The sequence below is a fragment of the Pseudomonas sp. LBUM1672 genome (assembly GCF_059695655.1).
In genome coordinates this window covers 1,096,589-1,119,877 of the sequence record NZ_CP166781.1, presented here as the reverse complement: position 1 = coordinate 1,119,877, position 23,289 = coordinate 1,096,589, and the positions used below count along the sequence as shown (strand labels likewise).

20 protein-coding genes are annotated in these 23,289 nt (G+C 58.8%); 10 read left to right on the top strand and 10 right to left on the bottom strand.

The window, feature by feature from the left end:
• Positions 1–327 precede the first annotated feature (327 nt).
• A complete protein-coding gene (locus tag ACA053_RS04915; RefSeq protein ID WP_497394660.1) occupies positions 328–1,776 on the top strand; it encodes a S8 family peptidase in 1,449 nt (482 codons plus the stop codon).
• Between the two features lie 101 nt (positions 1,777–1,877).
• Here ACA053_RS04915 and ACA053_RS04910 read toward each other — a convergent pair whose 3' ends face one another.
• The 4 genes from ACA053_RS04910 to ACA053_RS04895 all read right to left on the bottom strand — a co-directional run bounded on the left by ACA053_RS04910 (position 1,878) and on the right by ACA053_RS04895 (position 6,039).
• Positions 1,878–2,642 carry an amino acid ABC transporter ATP-binding protein gene (locus ACA053_RS04910; protein ID WP_007944823.1) on the bottom strand — a complete coding sequence of 255 codons (765 nt, stop codon included), beginning with the start codon at positions 2,640–2,642 and terminating at the stop codon, positions 1,878–1,880.
• A gap of 10 nt (positions 2,643–2,652) precedes the next feature.
• Positions 2,653–3,750 (bottom strand): amino acid ABC transporter permease, encoded by a 1,098-nt coding sequence (locus tag ACA053_RS04905; protein WP_497394659.1) that lies wholly within the window; start codon positions 3,748–3,750, stop codon positions 2,653–2,655.
• Between the two features lie 10 nt (positions 3,751–3,760).
• Positions 3,761–4,942, bottom strand: coding sequence for an amino acid ABC transporter permease (locus ACA053_RS04900; RefSeq protein ID WP_109628091.1), 1,182 nt, complete (start codon positions 4,940–4,942; stop codon positions 3,761–3,763).
• A 65-nt stretch (positions 4,943–5,007) separates the two neighbouring features.
• On the bottom strand, positions 5,008–6,039 hold the full coding sequence (locus tag ACA053_RS04895) for an amino acid ABC transporter substrate-binding protein (RefSeq protein WP_109628090.1): 1,032 nt from the start codon (positions 6,037–6,039) through the stop codon (positions 5,008–5,010).
• Positions 6,040–6,508: 469 nt separating this feature from the next.
• Between ACA053_RS04895 and ACA053_RS04890 the strand changes: the two genes are divergently transcribed.
• From ACA053_RS04890 to ACA053_RS04870, 5 genes are all read left to right on the top strand, one after another.
• Entirely contained in the window at positions 6,509–7,165 is a 657-nt protein-coding gene (locus ACA053_RS04890) for an alpha/beta hydrolase (protein WP_109628089.1), read from the top strand.
• A gap of 85 nt (positions 7,166–7,250) precedes the next feature.
• Complete coding sequence (gene rhlB / locus ACA053_RS04885; RefSeq protein WP_109628088.1) at positions 7,251–8,738, top strand: ATP-dependent RNA helicase RhlB; 1,488 nt, start codon at positions 7,251–7,253, stop codon at positions 8,736–8,738.
• A gap of 127 nt (positions 8,739–8,865) precedes the next feature.
• Positions 8,866–9,813: an ornithine cyclodeaminase family protein gene (locus ACA053_RS04880; protein ID WP_497394658.1), complete on the top strand. Its 948-nt coding sequence runs from the start codon at positions 8,866–8,868 to the stop codon at positions 9,811–9,813.
• A 145-nt stretch (positions 9,814–9,958) separates the two neighbouring features.
• A complete protein-coding gene (locus ACA053_RS04875; RefSeq protein WP_497394657.1) occupies positions 9,959–11,086 on the top strand; it encodes an NAD(P)/FAD-dependent oxidoreductase in 1,128 nt (375 codons plus the stop codon).
• Between the two features lie 90 nt (positions 11,087–11,176).
• Positions 11,177–11,818 carry a helix-turn-helix transcriptional regulator gene (locus ACA053_RS04870; RefSeq protein WP_109628085.1) on the top strand — a complete coding sequence of 214 codons (642 nt, stop codon included), beginning with the start codon at positions 11,177–11,179 and terminating at the stop codon, positions 11,816–11,818.
• Positions 11,819–11,923: 105 nt separating this feature from the next.
• Here ACA053_RS04870 and ACA053_RS04865 read toward each other — a convergent pair whose 3' ends face one another.
• From ACA053_RS04865 to ACA053_RS04840, 6 genes are all read right to left on the bottom strand, one after another.
• Positions 11,924–12,700, bottom strand: a complete 777-nt coding sequence (locus ACA053_RS04865) for an ABC transporter substrate-binding protein (protein WP_497394656.1) — start codon at positions 12,698–12,700, stop codon at positions 11,924–11,926.
• 307 nt (positions 12,701–13,007) lie between these two features.
• The gene (moaE, locus tag ACA053_RS04860; protein ID WP_109628083.1) at positions 13,008–13,460 is read right to left on the bottom strand and encodes a molybdopterin synthase catalytic subunit MoaE; all 453 of its coding nucleotides are present in this window, start codon (positions 13,458–13,460) and stop codon (positions 13,008–13,010) included.
• A gap of 1 nt (position 13,461) precedes the next feature.
• Positions 13,462–13,704 (bottom strand): MoaD/ThiS family protein, encoded by a 243-nt coding sequence (locus ACA053_RS04855; protein WP_109628082.1) that lies wholly within the window; start codon positions 13,702–13,704, stop codon positions 13,462–13,464.
• A complete protein-coding gene (gene moaC / locus ACA053_RS04850; protein WP_109628081.1) occupies positions 13,701–14,174 on the bottom strand; it encodes a cyclic pyranopterin monophosphate synthase MoaC in 474 nt (157 codons plus the stop codon). The genes ACA053_RS04855 and moaC overlap by 4 nt, the downstream gene beginning before the upstream one ends.
• A 156-nt stretch (positions 14,175–14,330) precedes the next feature.
• Positions 14,331–15,725 carry a PhoH family protein gene (locus tag ACA053_RS04845; protein WP_109628080.1) on the bottom strand — a complete coding sequence of 465 codons (1,395 nt, stop codon included), beginning with the start codon at positions 15,723–15,725 and terminating at the stop codon, positions 14,331–14,333.
• Between the two features lie 349 nt (positions 15,726–16,074).
• Complete coding sequence (locus ACA053_RS04840; protein WP_497394655.1) at positions 16,075–17,199, bottom strand: polysaccharide deacetylase family protein; 1,125 nt, start codon at positions 17,197–17,199, stop codon at positions 16,075–16,077.
• 266 nt (positions 17,200–17,465) lie between these two features.
• Here ACA053_RS04840 and yaaA point away from each other — a divergent pair, with 266 nt between their 5' ends.
• The 4 genes from yaaA (at position 17,466) to ACA053_RS04820 (ending at position 23,178) form a co-directional block, all read left to right on the top strand.
• Complete coding sequence (gene yaaA / locus ACA053_RS04835; protein WP_497315737.1) at positions 17,466–18,245, top strand: peroxide stress protein YaaA; 780 nt, start codon at positions 17,466–17,468, stop codon at positions 18,243–18,245.
• An 808-nt stretch (positions 18,246–19,053) separates the two neighbouring features.
• Positions 19,054–20,370: a nucleotide sugar dehydrogenase gene (locus tag ACA053_RS04830; protein ID WP_109628077.1), complete on the top strand. Its 1,317-nt coding sequence runs from the start codon at positions 19,054–19,056 to the stop codon at positions 20,368–20,370.
• 121 nt (positions 20,371–20,491) lie between these two features.
• Positions 20,492–21,973 (top strand): mannuronan synthase, encoded by a 1,482-nt coding sequence (alg8, locus tag ACA053_RS04825; RefSeq protein ID WP_497315735.1) that lies wholly within the window; start codon positions 20,492–20,494, stop codon positions 21,971–21,973.
• A gap of 35 nt (positions 21,974–22,008) precedes the next feature.
• On the top strand, positions 22,009–23,178 hold the full coding sequence (locus ACA053_RS04820) for a PilZ domain-containing protein (RefSeq protein WP_497315733.1): 1,170 nt from the start codon (positions 22,009–22,011) through the stop codon (positions 23,176–23,178).
• Positions 23,179–23,289 lie beyond the last annotated feature (111 nt).

Genomic DNA, 23,289 nt, shown 5'->3' with positions numbered 1-23,289 from the left:
AAGCGAAAAAGCTCTTCATTCGCGGAGCAATTTCCTACGCCTTCAACGAAATGAGCTGACAGCCACTGCAGCAACCTGTCGTCAGAATTTCGTTTATTGATGAGCGGGCGTTTCGCTCGGCACGTTGCACTAGAGGGAATGGAAACCGCATGGAAGAAGTCAACTTCGGCAAGAAGGGCAGCCCTTCTTTTTTTCTGACAAAAAGTCAGCAACTGCTCGCCGTGCGCGGCCGGGGGGGGAAAGGATATCGGCGCAATAATGGGATGCGAAAAAGCCTGTCACGCACTGGCGGGCGGTCATCTGCTGCACCACATCGAGGACGCCGACGTGCAGGTTTTCGAACTGCCTAAAAATACGGATTTATCCAGACGCAAAGCGTTGTTGCGTGAATTGCCGGAGTTGCGCTTTGCCGGCAGTGTGCTGGTCGATCCTCACACTCAGGAGCCTGTTCTCTACACCGAAAACATCTTTTTGAAATTTATTGATCAACTCACCTCGACTCAGTGTCTCGTGATACTCGATGAGCTGGGGCTGACCATCAAACAGCAGGTCCCCTACGCGACCAATGCCTTTTTCGTTCATCACAGCCATTGCTGCGGGACCAAGGTGTGCTCATTCGCACTTGAGCTGCTCCAGCGCGAAGACATCGATTACTGTCATCCGGAAATATTGCGCCAGGGAAAACGCCGGGCGATCCACGACAATCAGTGGCACCTGAAAAAGACCACCGTGACCTATCAGGCGCACATCGATGCCAGCGCCAACGTTGAAGCGGCCCATGACCTGACTCAGGGTGAAGGTATTGTCATCGCGGTCATTGACGACGCCTTTGATATCGACCATCCCGAATTTGCCGGATGCGGCAAAGTCGTCGGGGCGCAAAACTTTGATCACCGTAATGCCAAGCAAGGCCCACGGCCGAAAAACGCCCATGAACGTCACGGCACAGCCGCCGCCGGTGTCGCCTGCGCCAATGGCGACACCGGCGCCAGCGGCGTTGCCCCTCGGGCCAGCCTTATGCCGCTGAAGCTCACCAAACCTTTGGGCGCACGGGCAGAAGCCGACGCATTTTTCTGGGCCGCCGATAAGGGCGCCGATATCATTTCCTGTAGCTGGGGTCCTGCAGAAGGTCATTGGGCCGACCCCACCGACCCCCGGCACACCCAAGTGTTTCCACTGGCTGCAAGCACGCGACTGGCCATTGAGTATGCAGCGACCAAGGGTCGCAACGGAAAAGGCTGCGTCATTTTTTTTGGTGCCGGCAACGGGAATGAATGCGTGGATAACGATGGGTATTCCAGCCATCCCATGGTCATTGCCGTCGGTGCCTGCAATGACCAGAGCCGACGCAGCGCCTACAGCGATTACGGCAAAGCGCTCTGGTGCACCTTTCCGAGCGGAGACCAGCCGCACCCGGATCCAAAATTCAAACCCGCGACCTCGATCCCGCAAACCCGAGGCATTCGCACCACGGACCTGAGCGGGAAATTTGCAGATCCAGACAATGCGGCCTACACCGAATCGTTCAGTGGAACCTCCAGTGCCTGTCCAGGTGCAGCAGGCTTGGCAGCGCTGATATTGGGAGTCAATCAAGCACTTGATCGCGAAGCTGTCCGACAAATCCTCGCTGATTGTTGCGACAAGATCGGCCATGTCGACGATGGCCCGCTCGGTCAATATGATCAGGCAGGTCATAGTCATTACTATGGATACGGGCGCCTCAATGCACTTCGAGCGGTACGTCTGGCGCTTGAGCGCAAGGACACATCGAGCTGAATCGGACCGAATTCTGAAACAGGACCTGTCCTGAGACCCTGAACTCCAGGCAAAAATAAACCCGGAACACTGTCCGGGTTTATTTCACTGCCAAGTACCAATCAATGCAGGATCTGGCTCAAGAACATCTTCGTCCGCTCATTCTGCGGGTTATCGAAGAAGTCGTTCGGCGCAGCCTGTTCGACGATTTCGCCTTTGTCCATGAAGATCACGCGGTTGGCCACGGTGCGGGCGAAGCCCATTTCGTGGGTCACGCAGAGCATGGTCATGCCGTCTTCGGCCAGGCCGATCATGGTGTCCAGAACCTCTTTCACCATCTCCGGGTCGAGTGCCGAAGTCGGTTCGTCGAACAGCATGATTTTCGGCTTCATGCACAGGGCGCGGGCAATCGCCACACGCTGTTGCTGGCCGCCGGACAGTTGCCCCGGGAATTTATGCGCCTGCTCCGGAATGCGTACGCGTTCCAGGTAATGCATGGCGATTTCTTCGGCCTGGCGCTTGGGCATCTTGCGCACCCACATCGGCGCCAGCGTGCAGTTCTGCAGGATGGTCAGGTGCGGGAACAGGTTGAAGTGCTGGAACACCATGCCGACTTCACGACGGACCGATTCGATCTGCTTGAGGTCGTTGGTCAATTCCACGCCATCGACCACGATGCGACCCTGCTGGTGTTCTTCCAGACGGTTGAGGCAACGAATGGTCGTCGACTTGCCGGAACCTGACGGGCCGCACAGGACGATTCGCTCGCCCTGCTTGACGTTCAGGTTGATGTCTTTCAGTACGTGGAACTGGCCGTACCACTTGTTCACGCCCTGCATCTGAATAATGCCTTCAGGGCTCACAGGCTTTTTGATTGCTTCGCTCATTACAGAACTCCTAACGCTTGTGGCCAGTGTCGAGCTTGCGTTCCAGATGCATGGAATAGCGCGACATACCGAAACAGAAAATCCAGAACACCAGGGCCGCGAACACATAGCCTTCGGTGGCCATGCCCAACCATTTCGGGTCGGCGGCGGCTTGCTTGACGCTGTTGAGCAGGTCGAACAGGCCGATGATGATCACCAGGCTGGTGTCCTTGAACAGCGCAATGAAGGTGTTGACGATGCCCGGGATCACCAGCTTCAGGGCTTGCGGCAGAATCACCAGGCCCATGCTGCGCCAGTAACCGAGGCCCATCGCTGCGGCCGCTTCGTACTGACCTTTGGGAATCGCTTGCAGACCGCCACGCACCACTTCGGCCACGTAGGCCGACTGGAACAGGATCACGCCGATCAGCGCCCGCAGCAGTTTGTCGAAGTTCATGCCTTCAGGCAGGAACAACGGCAGCATTACCGAGGACATGAACAGCACCGTGATCAACGGCACGCCGCGCCAGAATTCGATGAAGGTCACGCAGACCACGCGAATCGCCGGCATGTTCGAACGACGGCCCAGCGCCAGCACGATCCCCAGCGGCAACGCACCGGCAATACCGACGGTGGCGATCACCAGGGTCAGCATCAGGCCGCCCCATTGGCTGGTCGCCACCTGGGTCAGGCCGAAAACGCCGCCATGCAACAGGCACCAGGAAATGATCGGGTACAACACCAGGAAGCTCAGCCCGTACACCGCTTTACGCGGGAAGCGCGAGATGAACAACGGTGCCACGCCGATGACCGCCAGCCACACGGTCAGGTCCACGCGCCAGCGCAGTTCCGGCGGGTAGTAGCCGTACATGAACTGGCCGAAACGCTGCTGGATGAACACCCAGCAGGCGCCCTCCTTGGTGCAGTCGGCCTGGGAGGTGCCGACCCAGTTGGCGTCCAGGATCGCCCACTGCAGGATTGGCGGGACCACCAGGTAAATCAGATAGAACGCGAACAGGGTCAGCAGGGTGTTGAGCCAGCTGGAGAACATGTTCGCGCGCATCCACGCCACCACACCGATGCTGCTGCTCGGTGGAGGCATGTCGGGTTTGAAAGTATGAGTACTCATGCGCTTTTCCTTACCGCTCGATCAGCGCAATGCGCTTGTTGTACCAGTTCATCAGCAGGGAGATGCTGATACTGATCGCCAGGTACACGCTCATGGTGATGGCAATCACCTCGATCGCCTGCCCGGTCTGGTTCAGCACCGTACCGGCAAACAACGACACCATTTCCGGATAACCGATACCGGCCGCCAGCGAGGAGTTCTTCGCCAGGTTCAGGTATTGGCTGGTCAGCGGCGGAATGATCACGCGCAGGGCTTGCGGGATGATCACCTTGCGCAGGGTCGGACCGTTGCGCAGGCCCAACGAGTGCGCCGCTTCGGTCTGGCCGTGGCTGACCGACTTGATGCCCGAACGCACGATCTCGGCGATGAACGCCGCGGTGTACACGGTCAGGGCCAGGGTCAGTGCCAGCAGTTCCGGGATCAGCACCCAGCCACCAACGAAGTTGAAGCCTTGCAGCTTGGGCATTTCCCAGTGCACCGGCGTGCCGAAGATCAGTGCGCACAGTGCCGGGATCACCAGGAACAGCGCCAGGCCAACCCAGAATTTATGGAAAGGTACGCCAGTCGCTTCGAAGCGCTTGTTCGCCCAGCGGCTCATCAGCACGATGGCGACAATGGCCACGACGATGCTGACCACGAAGGGCCAGAAACCATCCGCGGTCAACGCGGCCGGCATGTTCAGGCCGCGGCTGCTAACGAAGAAGGTGTCGCCGAAGTTATGGCTGTTGCGTGGCCCTGGCATGGTCAGGAACACCGCGAAGTACCAGAACAGGATTTGCAGCAGCGGCGGAATGTTGCGGAAGACTTCCACATAAACAGTCGCCAGCTTGGCAATGATCCAGTTCTTCGACAGGCGTGAAACGCCGACGATGAAACCGAGGAGCGTCGCCAGGATGACCCCGATGAAGGTCACCAGCAGCGTATTGAGCAGGCCGATGACAAACACTCGGGCATAGCTGTCCGATTCGGTGTAGTCGATCAGGGTTTGAGCGATGCCGAAACCGGCACTGCGCTCCAGAAAGCTGAAGCCGGAAGTAATGCCCCGGTGTTGCAAGTTGGTCTGGGTGTTATCGAACAGATACCAGCCCATGGAGACCACCGCCACAATGGTGATGATCTGAAATAGCCACGCACGCACTTTGGGATCGCTGAGGCTGAGCCTCTGCTTTGGTGCGCCGATTGAATTTTGCATGAAGTGCCCCGGATGTAATGGAACAGAACATCACCCGGTGGTTGGCCCACCGGGTGATAGAACCATCAGCGCACTGGTGGTGCGTATTGAATGCCGCCAGCGTTCCACAAGGCGTTCAGCCCGCGGTCGATTTCCAGCGGAGTGCCTTTGCCGAGGTTTTTCTCGAACACTTCGCCATAGTTACCCACTTGCTTGACGATCTGGACGACCCAGTCCTTCTTCACTTTCAAGTCTTTGCCGTATTCGCCGTCGGTACCCAGCAGACGTGCGACGTCCGGATTCTTGGTGGCCTTGGCTTCGGCTTCGACGTTCTTCGAAGTGACACCAGCCTCTTCAGCGTTGAGCATGGCGTAGCCTACCCAGCGAACAATGGCCAGCCACTCGTCGTCGCCGTTACGCACGACCGGGCCCAGCGGTTCCTTGGAAATGGTTTCCGGCAGAACCACGTAGTCCTTCGGCGAAGCCAGCTTGCTGCGCTGAGCGAACAGTTGGGACTTGTCGGAGGTCAGTACGTCGCAACGACCGGATTCCAGCGACTTGGCGCTTTCATCGGAGGTGTCGAAGGTGATCGGGGTGTATTTCAGACCGTTGCCGCGGAAGTAGTCGGAAACGTTCAGCTCAGTGGTGGTACCGGCCTGGATGCAGATGGTCGCACCGTCGAGCTCTTTGGCACTCTTGACGCCCAGCTTGCTATTTACCAGGAAGCCAATGCCGTCGTAGTAGGTGATGAAGCCCGGGAACTTCAGGCCCATGCCCGCGTCACGGGAGCTGGTCATGGTGGTGTTGCGCGACAGAATGTCAATTTCGCCAGACTGCAGCGCGGTGAAGCGCTCTTTGGCGTTCAGCTGGCTGAATTTGACTTTGGTCGCGTCGCCGAATACGGCAGCAGCCACAGCGCGGCAGTAGTCAGCATCGATACCCACGATCTTGCCGGTGGAGTCCGGAACCGAGAAGCCCGGCAGACCGTCACTTACACCGCACTGTACGAAACCTTTCTTCTGCACTGCATCCAGGGTTGCACCCGCCTGAGCGAACCCGCTGACACCGAGTACTGCGGCTGCAGTCACGATAGCCAGGGTGGATTTCAACATCTTCATTCAAACCTCCAGTTTTGCTCTTCTTGTGTCGGAGCTTGAGTCCTGTCGCACCCTTATGAGGCGTAGTCGACCCGTGTTGGCTTTTTTTGGGGTCAACCGACGTAGGACCTGCGCTATGAGTCTAGTAGGAGAAAACCCACATCATGGATTACTCACTTCTCACCAATCGGCCGAACGGGCGGTAGCCCTTTCACGTTCGCGAAGCCCGTAGCGGCCACTGGCGAACATCCATCACCGGATTCTTTTGCTATCCCACCTACCACCATGGCCTGATAGTGTTACCGACAGGCGTGGGATTTTCAGTACAGGCTTTCCCATAGCAAAGCCCGTACCAGACCGCTCGCCGAAGCCGTTCGGCGACAGGTCAATAGCAAAACTTGTAGCCTTGCGACATCTTCTTAACGGATCAACCAGACGCGCACTCATCTCTCGCACTCATTGAGAGCGCACGCACAACATTGGAGCAGCCATGACCGAGCCCTTGATTCTTCAACCCGTAAAGCCCGCAGACGCCTGCGTGATATGGCTGCACGGCCTGGGCGCCGACCGCTACGACTTCCTGCCAGTGGCCGAAGCCCTGCAGGAAAGCCTGCTGACCACCCGCTTCGTTCTCCCGCAGGCACCGACCCGCGCCGTGACCATCAACGGCGGCTACGAGATGCCGAGCTGGTACGACATATTGGCCATGAGCCCGGCGCGCGCGATCAGCCGTGAGCAGCTGGAAGCGTCGGCGCAGAGAGTCTTCGATTTGATCGAAGAGCAGCGCGCCAGCGGAATAGACGCCTCGCGGATTTTTCTGGCAGGTTTTTCCCAAGGCGGCGCTGTCGTCTTGCACACCGCTTTCCTGAAATGGCAGGGGCCGTTAGGTGGCGTACTTGCCCTCTCCACTTATGCACCGACCTTCAGCAATGAACTGGAGCTTTCCGCCAGCCAGCAGCGCATTCCCGTACTGTCTTTGCACGGCCAGTACGATGACGTGGTTCAAAACGCCATGGGTCGCACCGCTTACGAGTTTTTGAAGCAGCATGGTGTCACCGTGACATGGCAGGAATACCCAATGGGCCACGAAGTGTTACCCGAAGAAATTCGCGACATCGGCGTCTGGCTGGCCGAGCGTTTGCGCTAAAAGCTACCCATTGATCCATCCCACTACGCCGCGCCCGATTCTTGCATTACACTGGCCGGCGTATATTCCTTAACCAATTGATGAGATGACCGTGCTCAAAGCACTCAAGAAAATGTTCGGTAAAAGCGAGACTGAGCAGCTCGCGCCAGTTGCCAGCGCTCCGTCTCACATCCCCAGCCACCGCACCGACGGTAATCAGCCTGGCCGGACCGCAACCGTAGCGGCACCGAAACACGAGCCAGTGACCACACCGGCCGCCCAACCTGTCGATATTTCTGCCGCCGAACCACCGCGCAGTGAAACGCCGAAACCGGCAAAACCGCGCCGCGAACCAAAACCCAAAGCGCCAGTCATCCCCTGGAAACTCGAAGACTTCGCCGTCGAACCCCAGGAAGGCAAAACCCGCTTCCACGATTTCAAACTCGCTCCGGAACTGATGCACGCCATCCAGGACCTGGGCTTCCCGTATTGCACGCCGATCCAGGCGCAAGTGCTGGGCTTCACCCTCGCCGGCAAAGACGCCATCGGTCGCGCCCAGACCGGCACCGGCAAAACCGCTGCGTTCCTGATCTCGATCATCACCCAGCTGCTGGAAACCCCGCCACCCAAGGAACGCTACATGGGTGAACCGCGGGCACTGATCATCGCGCCGACCCGCGAACTGGTGGTACAGATCGCCAAGGACGCCGCCGACCTGACCAAGTACACCGGCCTCAACGTCATGACGTTTGTCGGCGGCATGGATTTCGACAAGCAGCTCAAGCACCTCGAAGCCCGTCACTGCGACATTCTCGTGGCCACTCCGGGTCGCCTGCTCGACTTCAACCAGCGCGGCGACGTGCATCTGGACATGGTCGAAGTCATGGTGCTGGACGAAGCCGACCGAATGCTCGACATGGGTTTCATCCCGCAAGTGCGTCAGATCATTCGCCAGACGCCACCGAAGAACGAGCGTCAGACGCTGCTGTTCTCCGCGACCTTCACCGAAGACGTGATGAACCTGGCCAAGCAATGGACCACCGACCCGTCGATCGTCGAGATCGAATCACAGAACGTGGCCAGCGAAAACGTCGAGCAACACATCTACGCCGTTGCCGGTGCCGATAAATACAAACTGCTCTACAACCTGGTCAACGACAACGGTTGGGAGCGGGTGATGGTGTTTGCCAACCGCAAGGATGAAGTGCGGCGCATCGAAGAACGCCTGGTGCGTGACGGCGTCAACGCCGCGCAACTGTCCGGCGACGTGCCGCAGCACAAGCGCATCAAGACCCTGGAAGGTTTCCGCGAAGGCAAAATTCGCGTGCTGGTCGCCACCGACGTGGCCGGTCGCGGCATCCACATCGACGGCATCAGCCACGTGATCAACTTCACCCTGCCGGAAGTCCCGGACGATTACGTGCACCGCATCGGTCGTACCGGTCGTGCTGGCGCCGATGGCGTGTCCATCAGTTTTGCCGGTGAAGACGACTCCTACCAGCTACCGTCTATCGAGGCGTTGCTGGGTCGGAAAATCAGCTGTGAAACGCCGCCGACGCATCTACTGCGGGCGGTTGAGCGCAAGCGCCCGTAACCCGGGCCCTTGCTGAAAGAGGCGCAGCCGGAAACGGACTGCGCTTTTTTTTCCTCCCGATATTGCTCGATACAACTAAAAGTCCATAATGGACAAATTAGTTTAATTGCAGCGCTCGGAGCCGACCATGTCCAGTACGCCTTACGTGATCACCCAACCCCAGGCCCGCGAGCTGCTGGCGCAGATCGACGTGCCACAGATCCTGCGCAAGCTGTTCCGCGACCTGGCCGCCGGGCAAGCGGTGCAACCGGCCCAACAGCTGGTGGAATTCCCCCAGGGCGCTGGCGATTTCATCAACTACCTGGGCGTGCTGGCTGAAGACTGCGTGTACGGGGTCAAGACATCGCCTTACATCGTGCGCGAGCAAGGTCCACTGGTGACCGCCTGGACGTTGTTGATGTCGATGCAAACCGGCCAGCCGTTGCTGCTTTGCGATGCCGGCGAACTGACTACCGCTCGCACGGCCGCGACCACTGCCGTCGCCGTCGATGCCCTCGCCCCGTTACAGGCGCAACGCCTGGCGATCATCGGCAGCGGCAAGGTGGCACAGGCACACCTGCATTACGTGAAAGGTCTTCGTGACTGGCAGAGCATCAGCCTCTACTCGCCGAGCCTGAGCGATAAGAATCCTGAAACGCTGGCACAGCTCAAAAGCCTCGATTCGCGCCTGACCATCGCCGACAGTCGCGAAGCGGCGATCCGGGACGCTGACGTGATCATGCTTTGCACCTCGTCCGCCGGCCCGGTGATCGATCCCTCCAGCTTGAGCAAACCGGCGCTGATCACCTCGATCAGCACCAACGCCCCTCGCGCCCACGAAGTGCCACCGCAGAGCCTCAACGACATGCAGGTGTTCTGCGACTATCGTCAGACCACGCCGGGCTCGGCGGGTGAAATGCTGATTGCGGGGGAACAACATGGCTGGGACAAGAACGCCATCGTTGGCGACCTGCCCGATCTGCTCAGCGAAAAAGTCCAACGCCCCGGCTATGACCGCCATGTGTTCTTCCGCTCCATCGGCCTGGGCCTGGAAGACATCGCGCTGGCCAATGCCATCTACCGCTTGCAGCCCTGACACCTAAATCCTGTGGGAGCGGGCTTGCTCGCGAATGCGGTCTGACATTCACCAATGAGTGGACTGACACACCGCTTTCGCGAGCAAGCCCGCTCCCACAATGAATCTCTACAATTTCGGTATTTGCGCTCGACAGGAGACGTTCATGAGCCAGGCAGATTTCATCATTATCGGCGGCGGAATTGCCGGCGCTTCCACCGGTTTCTGGCTGTCGCAGCACGCCCGGGTGATTGTGCTCGAACGCGAGTCCCATCCGGCTTATCACTCCACCGGACGCTCCGCCGCGCTGTACACCGCCGCTTACGGCACACCGCAGGTGCGCGCACTGACCCAAGCCAGCCGCGACTTCTTCGACACGCCGCCCGGCGGTTTCTGCGAACACCCGCTGCTGACCCCGCGCGGCGAGATGACCGTGGACTTCACCGGCGACCCGGCCGAGCTGAACAATCAATACATGAGCGCCAAGGCCACGGTGTCGGAGATGCAACTGCTGAGCGCCGACGAAGCCTGCGCACGCCTGCCAATCCTGCGCCGGGAAAAAGTCCACGGCGCGATCTACGATCCGACCGCCAGCGACATCGACACCGATGCCCTGCACCAGGGTTACCTGCGCGGCATCCGACGCAATAAAAGCGAAGTGCATACCGACTGCGAAGTACTGGGCCTTAACCGTGACACCGAAGGCCTGTGGCAGGTCCAAACCAGCGGTCAGACCTTCAGCGCACCGGTCATCATCAACGCGGCAGGCGCATGGGCCGACAAGATCGGCGAGCTGGCCGGCGCCAAGCCGCTGGGCCTGCAACCCAAGCGGCGTGCGGCGTTCATTTTCGCCGGCCCCGAGGGCGTGGACATCCACCATTGGCCGATGCTGGTCAGCCTCGACGAATCGTTCTACATGAAACCCGATGCCGGGATGTTCCTCGGCTCGCCGGCCAATGCCGACCCGGTGGAACCACACGACGTGCAGCCTGAAGAGCTGGACATCGCCATGGGCATCTACCAGATAGAAGAAGCCACCACCCTGACCATCCGCCGCCCGACCCGCACCTGGGCCGGCCTGCGCAGCTTCGTCAGCGATGGCGATTTGATCAGTGGCTTCGATCAGCAAGTGCCGGGGCTGTTTTGGGTCGCGGCACAGGGCGGTTACGGCATCCAGACTTCACCCGCCATGGGCCAGGCCAGCGCTGCGCTGGTACGCGGTGAAGCCTTGCCGGATCAGCTCAGCCGTTTCGGCCTGGACGCCGAGATGCTCTCCCCTGCTCGCCTGGGCTGATTGTCGCCCTCAGGTGACGTGTCGACACGATTGCGGCAAACTTCCAGCGCCCTTTTTGCAGGGCGCTGACGCTGCCTGGAGTTCCACTGTATGAACGCACCTGAAAAAGACCCGGCTGTGGATAACACCTCTCTGGACAACTACCGTGCGATCGCCGACGCCATCGCAACGCTGTTCTTCCCCCACGCCGAAGTGGTGCTGCATGACCTGCGCACGCAGAAGGTCGATTACATCGCCAACAACCTTTCCAAGCGGGAGATCGGTGACGACTCGGCGCTGGAGGACATGCTCAGCGACGATGTCAGCGAACGGAACATCGGGCCGTACGAAAAGCTGAATTGGGATGGCCAGAAGATTCGCAGCCTGAGCAGCGTCTTGCGCGACAGCGAAGGTCATCCGCTGGCGGTGCTGTGCATCAACCTGAATATTTCGCTGTTTGAGAACGCGAAAGCGGCGCTGGATCTGTTCCTGTCGCCGAGCAAGCTGATCCCGCAGCCGGATTCACTGTTTCGTGATGACTGGCAGGAGCGGATCAATACCTTTCTGCACGCCTGGCTGCGCGAACGTCAGCTGAGCCTGAACGTGTTGACGCGCGACCACAAACGCGAGCTGGTGCTGGCGTTGCACGCCGAGGGGGCCTTCAAGGGGAAGAGTGCTTCGAACTACGTGGCCAATGTGCTGAACATGGGGCGGGCGACGGTTTACAAGCATTTGAAGGAATTGAAGGGTTAAGTCCTGAGAGGTGTGTTGTTTAATCGGGCCCCTTCGCGAGCAAGCCCGCTCCCACAGGGGAAACGCATTCCAATGCGGGAGTGAGCCTGCTCGCGGTGCGGTTGATCAGTCGCCGTAGATGTCAGACTTGAAATACTTCTCGGAAATCTTCTGGTACTCGCCACTCGCGCGAATGCCATCAATGGCCGTGTTCAGCTTGGCAACCAACTCACTGTTGCCTTTGCGCACCGCAATCCCGGCGCCCTCGCCCACGTACTTCGGATCTTTCAACTCCGGCCCGACAAACGCGTAGCCCTTGCCACGCGGCATCGCCAGGAAGTCACTCAGCGGAATGGTGTCGGCAAAAATGGCGTCGAGGCGACCGGCTGCCAGATCCATGTAGATTTCTTCGTTGTTGCCGTAGCGCTTGACGTTGATGCCCTTGGGTTCAAAAACCTCGGTGGCGTAACGGTCTGTGGTGGTTGCACGCTGCACGCCGACGGTCTTGCCCTTGAGGCTGGCATACTGGTCGTCCACAACCGCGCCTTCCTTCATCACCAGGCGTGATGAGGTGAAGTAGTACTTGTGAGTGAAGTCGACCGACTTCTTGCGGTCTTCGTTGATGGTCATGGACGACAGCGCCATGTCGATTTTCTTCACTTTCAGGGAAGGAATCAGACCGTCGAATTCGCCTTCGACCCACACACACTTGACCTTCATCTGCGCGCACAGGGCATTGCCGATGTCGTAGTCGAAACCGACGATCTCGCCTTTTTCGGTCTTGGAGGCGAACGGTGGATAAGCGGCTTCGATGCCGATGCGCAGGGTGTTGTCAGCGGCGAACAGAGAGCTGCACGCCAACAGGCTGAGCGCCAGACCGGTGATGAGGGGGAATTTCTTCATGTTCGTTCTCTCGCGGGTTGTTGTTGGTTTGGCAAGACAGAAGACAAAGCTGGAACAGGGGAACGCCTTTTTTTGTACTTATAATTCCATACTGGACTTTAATGTATAGGTCGTCAATCGGGCAAAATGAAGATGTGCCGGCCAGTGGTCGGGCGGTGGGTCATTGGGATTTTTGGTGCTGCTGATGGCCTCTTCGCGGGCAAGCCACGCTCCCACAGTTTTTACGTTGTTCACATAATCTGTTCACGACACAAAACCTGTGGGAGCGGGCTTGCCCGCGAAGGCGTACTTGTAGACGCCGCAGAAATCACTGCTTCCAGCGATCCGCCGCCGCATGATCGCTGTCACGCCCTTCGACCCAACGCGGCCCGTCAGTGGTGTTTTCTTTCTTCCAGAACGGCGCACGGGTTTTCAGGTAGTCCATGACAAAGGCGCAGGCGTCGAAAGCCGCCTGGCGGTGGGCGCTCGCAGCGCCGACGAAGACGATCGGTTCGCCCGGTTCCAGGGCGCCGATCCGGTGCAGCACTTCAAGCTTCAACAGCGGCCAGCGCTGCTCAGCCTCGAGGGCGATTTTGCCGAGAGCCTTTTCGGTCATGCCCGGATAGTGCTCGAGAAACATCCCGGCCACATCGAGCCCGTCATTGAAGTCGCGCACGTAACCGACAAAACTCACCACCGCGCCAACACCGACATTGGCGGCGTGCATGGCATTGACTTCAGCACCCGGATCGAACGCCGTGGACTGCACGCGAATCGCCATGTCAGCCCCCGGTCACGGTCGGAAAGAACGCCACTTCATCACCGTCAGTCACCGGCTCGTCGAGTTGGCAAAGGTCCTCGTTGCGCGCGCACATCAGGTTCTGCTCGCTCAACACGTCGGCACCGTCACGTTGAGCCAGCAGCGCACGCACATCGTCGACGGTGGCGAAATCACCTTCAACCTTGACCGAGTCAACGCCGAGGGCTTCGCGGTAGCGGGCAAAAAACTTCACGGTGAGGTTCATGGTTGATCTGCCTGAAAATGGCCGCTCTTGCCGCCGAGTTTTTCCAGCAGCCGCACGCTTTCGATGGTCATGCCACGGTCCACGGCCTTGCACATGTCGTAGATAGTCAGCGCGGCGACACTGGCGGCCGTCAACGCTTCCATCTCGACGCCAGTCTGCCCGGACAGCTTGCAACGCGCGACGATGCGCACGGTGTCATCGCCTTCGGCACTGAGCTCGACCTTGACGCCGGTGAGCATCAGCGGATGGCACAGGGGAATCAGATCGCTGGTCTTCTTCGCCGCCTGAATGCCGGCAATGCGCGCCACGGCGAACACGTCACCTTTAGGGTGACCGCCACTGACGATCATCTGCAGGGTTTCGGGCTGCATGCGCACCAGCGCTTGGGCGGTCGCTTCACGGAACGTCACGGCTTTTTCGGTGACGTCGACCATGTTGGCGCGACCTTGGGAATCGAGATGAGTCAGCACGGGGTTACTCCTGATCAGGAGCGTCGATTGTAAACCTGCGGGTCAATTTTCCGCACGCAAGATTATCCGATCACCACAAGCCCGCTCCCACAGGGGTTTTGTGTCGGGCATAAAAAAACCGGGCGGCTTTGGGGCCGCCCGGTACTGGTGACGTGGTTACAAATGCGATTCGGCGTATTCGGCCAGAATCGAACGTGGCACCCCTTGCAGGGTGATGTGTACGCCGTTGGGGAAATCCTTGAAGCGTTCGGTCAAGTACGTCAGCCCGGAGCTGGTCGCGGACAGGTAAGGAGTGTCGATCTGCGCCAGGTTGCCCAGGCACACCACTTTGGAACCGGCGCCGGCACGGGTGATGATGGTTTTCATCTGGTGCGGGGTCAGGTTCTGGCATTCATCGATCAGGATCAGGCTCTGCTGGAAGCTGCGGCCTCGAATGTAGTTGAGGGATTTGAACTGCAACGGCACTTTGCTGAGGATGTAATCGACGCTGCCATGGGTGTTTTCGTCATCCATGTGCAAGGCTTCGAGGTTGTCGGTGATGGCGCCCAGCCAAGGCTCCATTTTTTCCGCTTCGGTGCCGGGCAGGAAACCGATTTCCTGGTCCAGGCCCTGCACGCTGCGCGTCGCGATGATCCGGCGGTAGCGTTTGCTGACCATGGTCTGCTCGATCGCCGCCGCCAGGGCCAGGATGGTTTTACCCGAGCCGGCGGCCCCGGTCAGGTTAACCAGGTGGATATCCGGATCGAGCAAGGCATACAGCGCCAGGCTTTGATAGATGTCACGCGGTTTCAGGCCCCAGGCTTCCTGGTGCAACAGGGGTTCCTGATGCAGGTCGAGAATCAGCAGGCGGTCTTCTTCGATCTCCTTGATCCAGCCGACAAAACCCTGTTCGTCGATGATGAACTCATTGATATGCACAGCCGGCAGGTTGTCGATCAGCTGCACCTGATGCCAGGTGCGACCGTGATCCTGACGGGTTTCGACATTCTTCACGCGATCCCAGAAGGAGCCGTCCATGTTGTGATAACCATTGGGCAGCAGCGATACGTCGTCAACCAGTTGGTCGGTGCTGTAGTCCTCGGCCGCGATCCCGCACGCCCGGGCCTTGAGGCGCATGTTGATGTCTTTGGTGACCAGCACCACGGGCAGTTTCGGCTCGCGCGCGTGCAGGTCAATCAACTGGTTGATGATGATGTTGTCGTTCAGGTGTTCGGGAAGAATGATGTTCGGTTCGGCACGCTTGCTCATCAGAATTGACAGCAAACCTTTGGGCCCGCTCTTGCCGCGCTGGATCGGTACACCGAGCTCGACGTCTTCTGGGCTGGCGTCGCCCAACGTCTTGTCGATCAGGCGAATCGCCTGACGGCATTCCGCAGCCACGCTGTGATGCCCGCTCTTGAGCTTATCCAGCTCCTCAAGCACGGTCATCGGGATGGCAACGTGGTGTTCTTCGAAGTTAAGAAGGGCGTTTGGATCGTGAATCAATACGTTGGTATCGAGTACATAAAGGATTGGCTGGTTGGAGGAAGAACTACGTCCGTGATCATCCATACTCGGTCACCTTTGTGGGAGCCATTCGACGCAATACCTTGGCGGTGCTGCGCCTCGAAGTGACTACCGAATTTCACCTGCGGGGACTCAAGTGAACTGCATCCATAGTTGGGTCTTGGAAGACGCCACCTGTGGTGCAGGTTTCGGCGGTCTGTCTTCGTAATACTCCAAAACCCATGACAGAAAAAAGTACTTTGACGCTTTTTTGAAGTTTATTTTTCAGAGTGACCAATAGCACTAGGCGGATGGCCATCACCCCGTTAAAGTCGGAAGTCCGCCTGCATCGAATTCTGCACAAAAATCACCCCGCTGCGCCCTCACACCCAATGATTCCGGGCTTTTTACGGTTTCAGCGAAACGCGTCCTGACAGTCCTCCCAACCGATCCCGCTTTGCGCCGTTTGCGTGATGAGCCAGGGCATCGCCGTTTTCACTGCATCCTGCTTCACATTGAAGTTAATCACCCCGTGTCGCCACAGCAGCATCAACGTCAACACGCGTTGCGCACTCGGGTTACCCTTGAGTTTGCCGGCGCCGTCCAGGGCATCGATGTCCCACAGCGCCACCTGCAAACCCTGAGCCTTGAAGAAGCCTTCGGCGTCCGAACGACGCTGGCCATCGGGCGGACGAAACAGCGGCACGTAGTTCTCCGGCAGTTTGCTTTTGACCAGCTCGACGCTGCGGCGCACCGAGTCCTGCCAGTCTTGCCAGTGGCTGTGGGAACGAAACTCCCAGCCTTGCACACCGATGCACTGCGCTGAGTACGTCGCTTGCAGACTGGACACCGAGCGCTCGGCCAGACGCGCCTGGATGTCTTTGCCCAGCACGAAGAACGTACCGCTCATGTTCGACTTGCGCAGGTACTCCGTGACCCAGCCGGTGTTGTCCGGCATGACATTGGCGGCGCTGTCGAAGGTCAGCAAAAACAGCCGGTCATGCATCTCGTCGCCGTTGCGCTCATAGTCGCCAAAACGATCGACTTCGCTGCTGCTCTGGGGGGACAGTGCCGCCTTGCGCAGTTGCTCGTCCAGATACTGGGCGTGGAACAACCGGCTCGGCTCCGACCACTTGATGTAGTAGCTGTCGTCGCTGACCTGAAACTTGGCCGCTTGCTGGCGCAGGGTGTCCATGTCCTCGACGAGAAAACAGAAGGAAGCATCCTGATCGCAGCTCTGCTGGGCAAAGTTATAGTTGGTGAGCAGGCGCTGCCACAGGCGCTGGCGCAGGTTTTTGACGGCCTCCAGATTGATTTTCCGCAGGCCCAGGCGTTGGGCCAGGGCCGGTTCATCCAGCGATTCGCTGGCCAGCAACACCCGCGCGAACATGAGGATTTCGGCGCGTGATGCGACGTCGAACAGCGTCGGGCTGCTGAGCTGTTCCGGCCAGGTGCTGCGATCAAGCGTCGCCACGTCGCCAGGCGCCGCCATGGCACCGAAGCTCAAGAGCCACGCCGAAAATAGAAAAACGATACGCAAAGGGATGTCTCCATAACAAAACCCGCGCGGCACTATAGCTGATCCAGCCCACATTCCCGCAGCAGCACCGAACTCTGTGGGAGCGGGCTTGCTCGCGAATGCGGTGTGTCAGTCGGCATCATCGGTAACTGACACACCGCATTCGCGAGCAAGCCCGCTCCCACAAGGTTTACATCAAGCCACCGATCATCACCTATGGACTTGATAGCTGGAGTCAACCGGCCCAACCCCCTAGAATCGCGCCCACGATTAAAGGAGACGACTTCATGCTGATGGTGATTTCCCCCGCCAAGACCCTCGACTACGAAACACCGCCGGCGACCCAGCGCTTTACCCAGCCGCAGTACCTCGACCATTCCCAAGAGTTGATCATGCAGTTGCGCGACCTGACGCCAGCGCAGATCAGCGAGTTGATGCACGTCTCCGACAAGATCGGCGGCCTCAACGCCGCACGTTTCGGCAGCTGGACGCCCGCGTTCACCCCGGAAAACGCCAAGCAGGCGCTGCTCGCCTTCAAGGGCGACGTGTACACCGGACTCGACGCGCAAACCTTCAGCGAAGCCGATTTCGATTACGCGCAACAACACTTGCGCATGCTTTCAGGCCTGTACGGTCTGTTGCGCCCGCTGGACCTGATGCAACCGTATCGTCTGGAGATGGGCACCAAACTGGCAAATGCCCGTGGCAAGGATCTGTATGCGTTCTGGGGCACGCGGATCAGCGAATGGCTGAACGAAGCCCTGGCCGATCAGGGCGACGACGTATTGCTGAACCTGGCCTCCAACGAATACTTCTCGGCGGTCAAACGCAGTGCCTTGAACGCACGCATCATTAATACCGACTTCAAGGACTTGAAGAACGGTCAATACAAGATCATCAGTTTCTACGCGAAAAAAGCGCGGGGAATGATGAGCCGTTTCGTCATTGAAGAGCGCGTCAACGACCCGGCAGACCTCAAAAAATTTGACGTTCAAGGCTATCGCTACAGTGCCGAGCAGTCTAAACCGGACCATCTGGTATTCCTGCGCGATCACGCGCCCGAGTAAGCTCCCGGTTGGTGCACGACAGCAGAAAAGCGTCGTGCGCCGCCGTCTGATCGTCCAACAATCCCCCGCCTTATTCGCCGAGTTATTGGCGCCATAAATCCATCACCCGATTTTCTAACTTTAGTTTCACTCGACTTTGATGATTTTTTTCAGTAGTGGCACTGAAAATTTTTCTCGGTAGTGGCACAAAACTATCGGGGTCGATAATAAGCCTATATATAAAGGGCCAAACGGTAAGTGCTATCAGTTTGAGAGCAGTGCCATCTTTCTCAATATTTCAAGAAATTTCAGAATTCGCGATGGGCGGACAGGAACTATGTCCAAATGCGTAGCTCATACCACCGGTAACGATTTTCTCAATGTATGTACGAGATAACTTACGCAGAGAAGAGCGCCACGTAGCGAAGTTGTCACATTAACTTCCGCAGACTGGGCCTCTGATTTTGGCAACACATAAAGGACAGGAGATACGCTTATTAATATCCCCTTCAAGGCCAAGGCTGCGCCCCTATAAACGTGCTCATCTGAGCACCCAACCGCTTGATTTACGGGCTTCTGGCCTGGCATTGAGCGCGCAAGACCTTTGCTCACGGTCCTCTGATTAGAAGATCGGCTGCATAACAGGGCACATCAGAATAATAAGGCCTAGTTGCGCACCCCTTGAGTGCACTTATTTAGACACTCGGAACTTTGTATGCCTGCACGCGGCACTGTGGCGCCTGTAAGCCGCACTTCCGAGTGCACTATACCGCTGAACACCATTAACTCCGGCCATGTAATGGCTTGATAAAACACAGAGGTAATTGCGATGCGCATCAGCATATTTGGTTTGGGTTACGTCGGCGCAGTATGTGCCGGTTGCCTGTCTGCACGGGGCCATGACGTCGTAGGCGTCGATGTTGCCAAAGACAAAATCGATATGATCAACGCCGGCAAATCGCCGATCGTTGAACCGGGTCTGGGCGAACTTCTGAAGAAGGGCATCGAGACGGGCAAATTGCGCGGCACGACCAACTTCGCCGAGGCGATTCGTGACACCGACCTGTCGATGATCTGCGTCGGTACGCCGAGCAAGAAGAACGGCGACCTGGAACTGAACTACATCGAAGCCGTGTGCCGCGAGATCGGTTTTGTCCTGCGTGACAAGACCACCCGCCACACCATCGTGGTTCGCAGCACCGTTTTGCCGGGCACGGTCGCAAACGTTGTCATCCCTATCCTCGAAGACTGCTCCGGCAAGAAAGCCGGCGTTGATTTCGGCGTCGCAGTGAACCCTGAGTTCCTGCGCGAAAGCACCGCGATCGCCGACTACGACCTGCCGCCAATGACCGTCATCGGCGAGTTCGACAAGGCCTCGGGCGACGTTCTGCAATCGCTGTACGAAGAGCTCGACGCACCGATCATCCGCAAGGACATCGCCGTTGCCGAAATGATCAAGTACACCTGTAACGTGTGGCACGCCACCAAGGTGACCTTCGCCAACGAGATCGGCAACATCGCCAAGGCGTGCGGTGTCGACGGTCGCGAAGTGATGGAAGTGGTCTGCCAGGACAAGACACTGAACCTGTCCCAGTACTACATGCGCCCAGGCTTCGCGTTCGGCGGCTCTTGCCTGCCCAAAGACGTGCGCGCCCTGACCTACCGCGCCGGTGCACTGGACGTGGAATCGCCTTTGCTGAACTCGCTGATGCGCAGTAACGAATCGCAGGTGCAGAACGCCTTCGACATCGTTTCCAGCCACGACAAACGCAAAGTCGCCCTGTTGGGCCTGAGCTTCAAGGCCGGCACCGATGACCTGCGTGAAAGCCCGCTGGTTGATCTGGCGGAAATGCTGATCGGCAAGGGTTACGACCTGAGCATCTACGACAGCAACGTCGAATACGCCCGTGTCCACGGCGCGAACAAGGATTACATCGAGTCGAAGATCCCTCACGTCTCGTCCTTGCTCAACGCTGACTTCGACGACGTGATCGCCAACTCCGACGTGATCATCCTCGGCAACCGTGACGAGAAATTCCGCGCCCTGGCGCAGAACGCTCCGCACGGCAAGCAAGTCGTCGACCTGGTCGGCTTCATGTCTAAAGCCACCAGCGTCAGTGGCCGTACCGAAGGCATCTGCTGGTAACAAGCGGTATCGGGAGGGTTTGCGGTGCTCACAAAGCCCGCAACCCTCCCGGCTTTTTCGCCTGCCTTAACCCCATCGGGCCACCCCACAGGCTCGCCCGAGATAGAGACGGATGCAGATTATGCACAGGCTAAAGCACGGCCTACTTCAGGCCGCCGGTTGGCTGTTTTACCTAAGTTTATTGATGGGCATCGCCATGGCGTTGCCTGCGTCCACATTCGATTCCGATTCGAAGGACTTTATCTTCCTCATCGGTTTCATCGGCATCTGGCGCTACTCGATGGGCGCCACGCACTTTGTGCGCGGGATGCTGTTCCTGTACGTGGTCTACCCGCACCTGCGGCGCAAAGTGCGCAAGCTGGGTGACGCGGCAAACCCGTCCCATGTGTTTCTGATGGTCACCAGTTTCCGTATCGATGCGCTGACCACCGCACAGGTCTACGCCTCCGTCATTCGCGAAGCGATCGACTGCGGCCTGCCGACCACCATGGTGTGCTCCATCGTGGAAATGTCCGATGAGAAGCTGGTGAAAAGCCTTTGGACGAAGATGAATCCGCCGGATCGGGTCAAGCTCGACTTCGTGCGCATTCCCGGCACCGGCAAGCGTGATGGCCTGGCCTACGGTTTCCGCGCCATCTCCCGCCACCTGCCGGACGACCGCGCAGTGGTTGCAGTGATCGATGGCGACACCGTGCTCGCCGAGGGCACCGTGCTCAAGACCGTGCCTTGGTTCCAGCTGTTCGGCAATGTCGGCGGCCTGACCACCAACGAGTTCTGCGAAGTGCGCGGCGGCTACATCATGAGCGAATGGCACAAACTGCGATTCGCCCAGCGCCACATCAACATGTGCTCGATGGCCTTGTCCAAGCGCGTACTGACCATGACCGGCCGGATGTCGGTGTTTCGCGCGACCGTGGTCACCAACCCGGACTTCATCGCCGACGTGGAAAGCGACTCGCTGCAACACTGGCGCCTGGGCCGCTTCAAGTTCCTGACCGGTGACGACAAGTCGAGCTGGTTCAGCCTGATGCGCCTGGGCTACGACACGTTCTACGTGCCGGACGCCGCGATCCACACCGTGGAGCATCCGCCGGAAAAAAGCTTCATCAAGGCCAGTCGCAAACTGATGTTCCGCTGGTACGGCAACAACCTGCGCCAGAACGCCCGCGCCCTGGGCCTGGGGGTTAAACGCCTCGGCCTGTTCACCTCGGTGGTGCTGTTCGATCAGCGCGTGTCGATGTGGACCTCGTTGCTGGGCTTGACGGTCGCGCTGATCGCCAGCTTCAAGTACGGCACCGCGTTCATTCTGGTGTACCTGCTGTGGATCGGCATTACCCGCCTGATCCTGACCGTGCTGCTGTCGTTGTCCGGTCACCGGATCGGCCCGGCCTACCCGGCGATTCTCTATTACAACCAGATCGTCGGCGCGATGGTGAAGATCTACGTGTTCTTCCGCCTCGACCGACAGTCCTGGAGTCGCCAGCCCACTTCCCTGACCCGTGATCTCGCCAGCTTTCAAGGTTGGTTCAACACTTGGTCGTCTCGGACCATGACCTTCTCCGCCGGCAGCATTTTTGTTGCCGTGCTGCTGATGATGGTCTGACCGAACTCGCCTGAATTAACTAGGAAATCGCCCATATGAATACCGCCGTCAACGCCAACGTAGTGCATGAGTCAGAAGCCCAGCGCCAACACGCCCGAGTAAAAATTCCGGCCAAGCTGCGCTTCTTCGGTCCCGATCGGACCCCGATGGAAGCTCGAGTGATCGACCTTTCCGCTGGCGGTCTGGCCTTCAACGCCGGTCAGCTGCCGCTGAAAATCGGCGACGTGTACAAGGCTCGCCTGCAATTCGTCATCGATAACCTCGGCCTGGCCATGGACGTGGAGCTGCAAGTGCGCTCCTTCGACCGCCAGACCGGTCGTGCCGGTTGCCAGTTCCAGAACCTGGAACCGCAAGACATCTCGACCCTGCGCCACCTGATCACCTCGCACCTGGCCGGCGACATCGTCAGCATGGGTGAAGTGCTGGCAACCCTGCAGCGCGACAACTTCACCAAGGCGCGCAAGATGAAGGACGGCGGCCACGGCATGACCGCGTTCGGTCGCCTGCGCGCCGTGACGTTCAGCCTGGCGATTTTCATCGTCGGCCTGGCGGCGTTCGGTTTCATCTTCAAGTCGGTGTACGGCATGTACTTCGTCAGCCACGCACAGGCCGGTCTGGTCAGCGTGCCGGGCATGAACATCACCATGCCGCGTGACGGCACCGTGCAGAGCCTGATCAAGGCAGACGGCGTTGCCGCCAAAGGTGCTCCGCTCGCGACGTTCAGCACCAGCATGCTCGATGTGCTCAAGGGCCATCTTGACGACAATCAACTGCAACCGGCCAAGGTTGAAGAGCTGTTCGGCAAGCAAATGACCGGCACCCTGACGTCGCCGTGCGATTGCACCGTGGCCCAGCAACTGGTCGCCAACGGTCAGTACGCCAGCAAGGGCGACGTGATCTTCCAACTGGTGCCGCGTAACAGCGAAGCCAACGTTGAAGCACGCTTCACCTATCGCCAGTTTGCCGATGTGCGTCCAGGCAGCACCGTCAGCTTCCAGATCGCCGGCGAAGACACCACTCGCACCGGCAAGATCGTCAGCAGCACCAGCCTGAAAAGTGCCGACCTTTCCTCCGACATCCGCGTGCTGATCCAGCCCGACGAGCCGCTGGACAGCAAATTCGCCGGTCGCCCGGTTGAAGTGAACAGCTCCCGTGGTCCGAACCTGAACTGGCTGATCGACAAAGCCATGGCTTCCGGTCTTTAAGCAGAGGACATGCCCGTGACTATCTCAAAAATCTTGAACGCACCGCAGTCCCTGTGGGAGCGAGCCTGCTCGCGATGGGATCGCCGCGGTCTGTCTGATGGACCGAGTCAC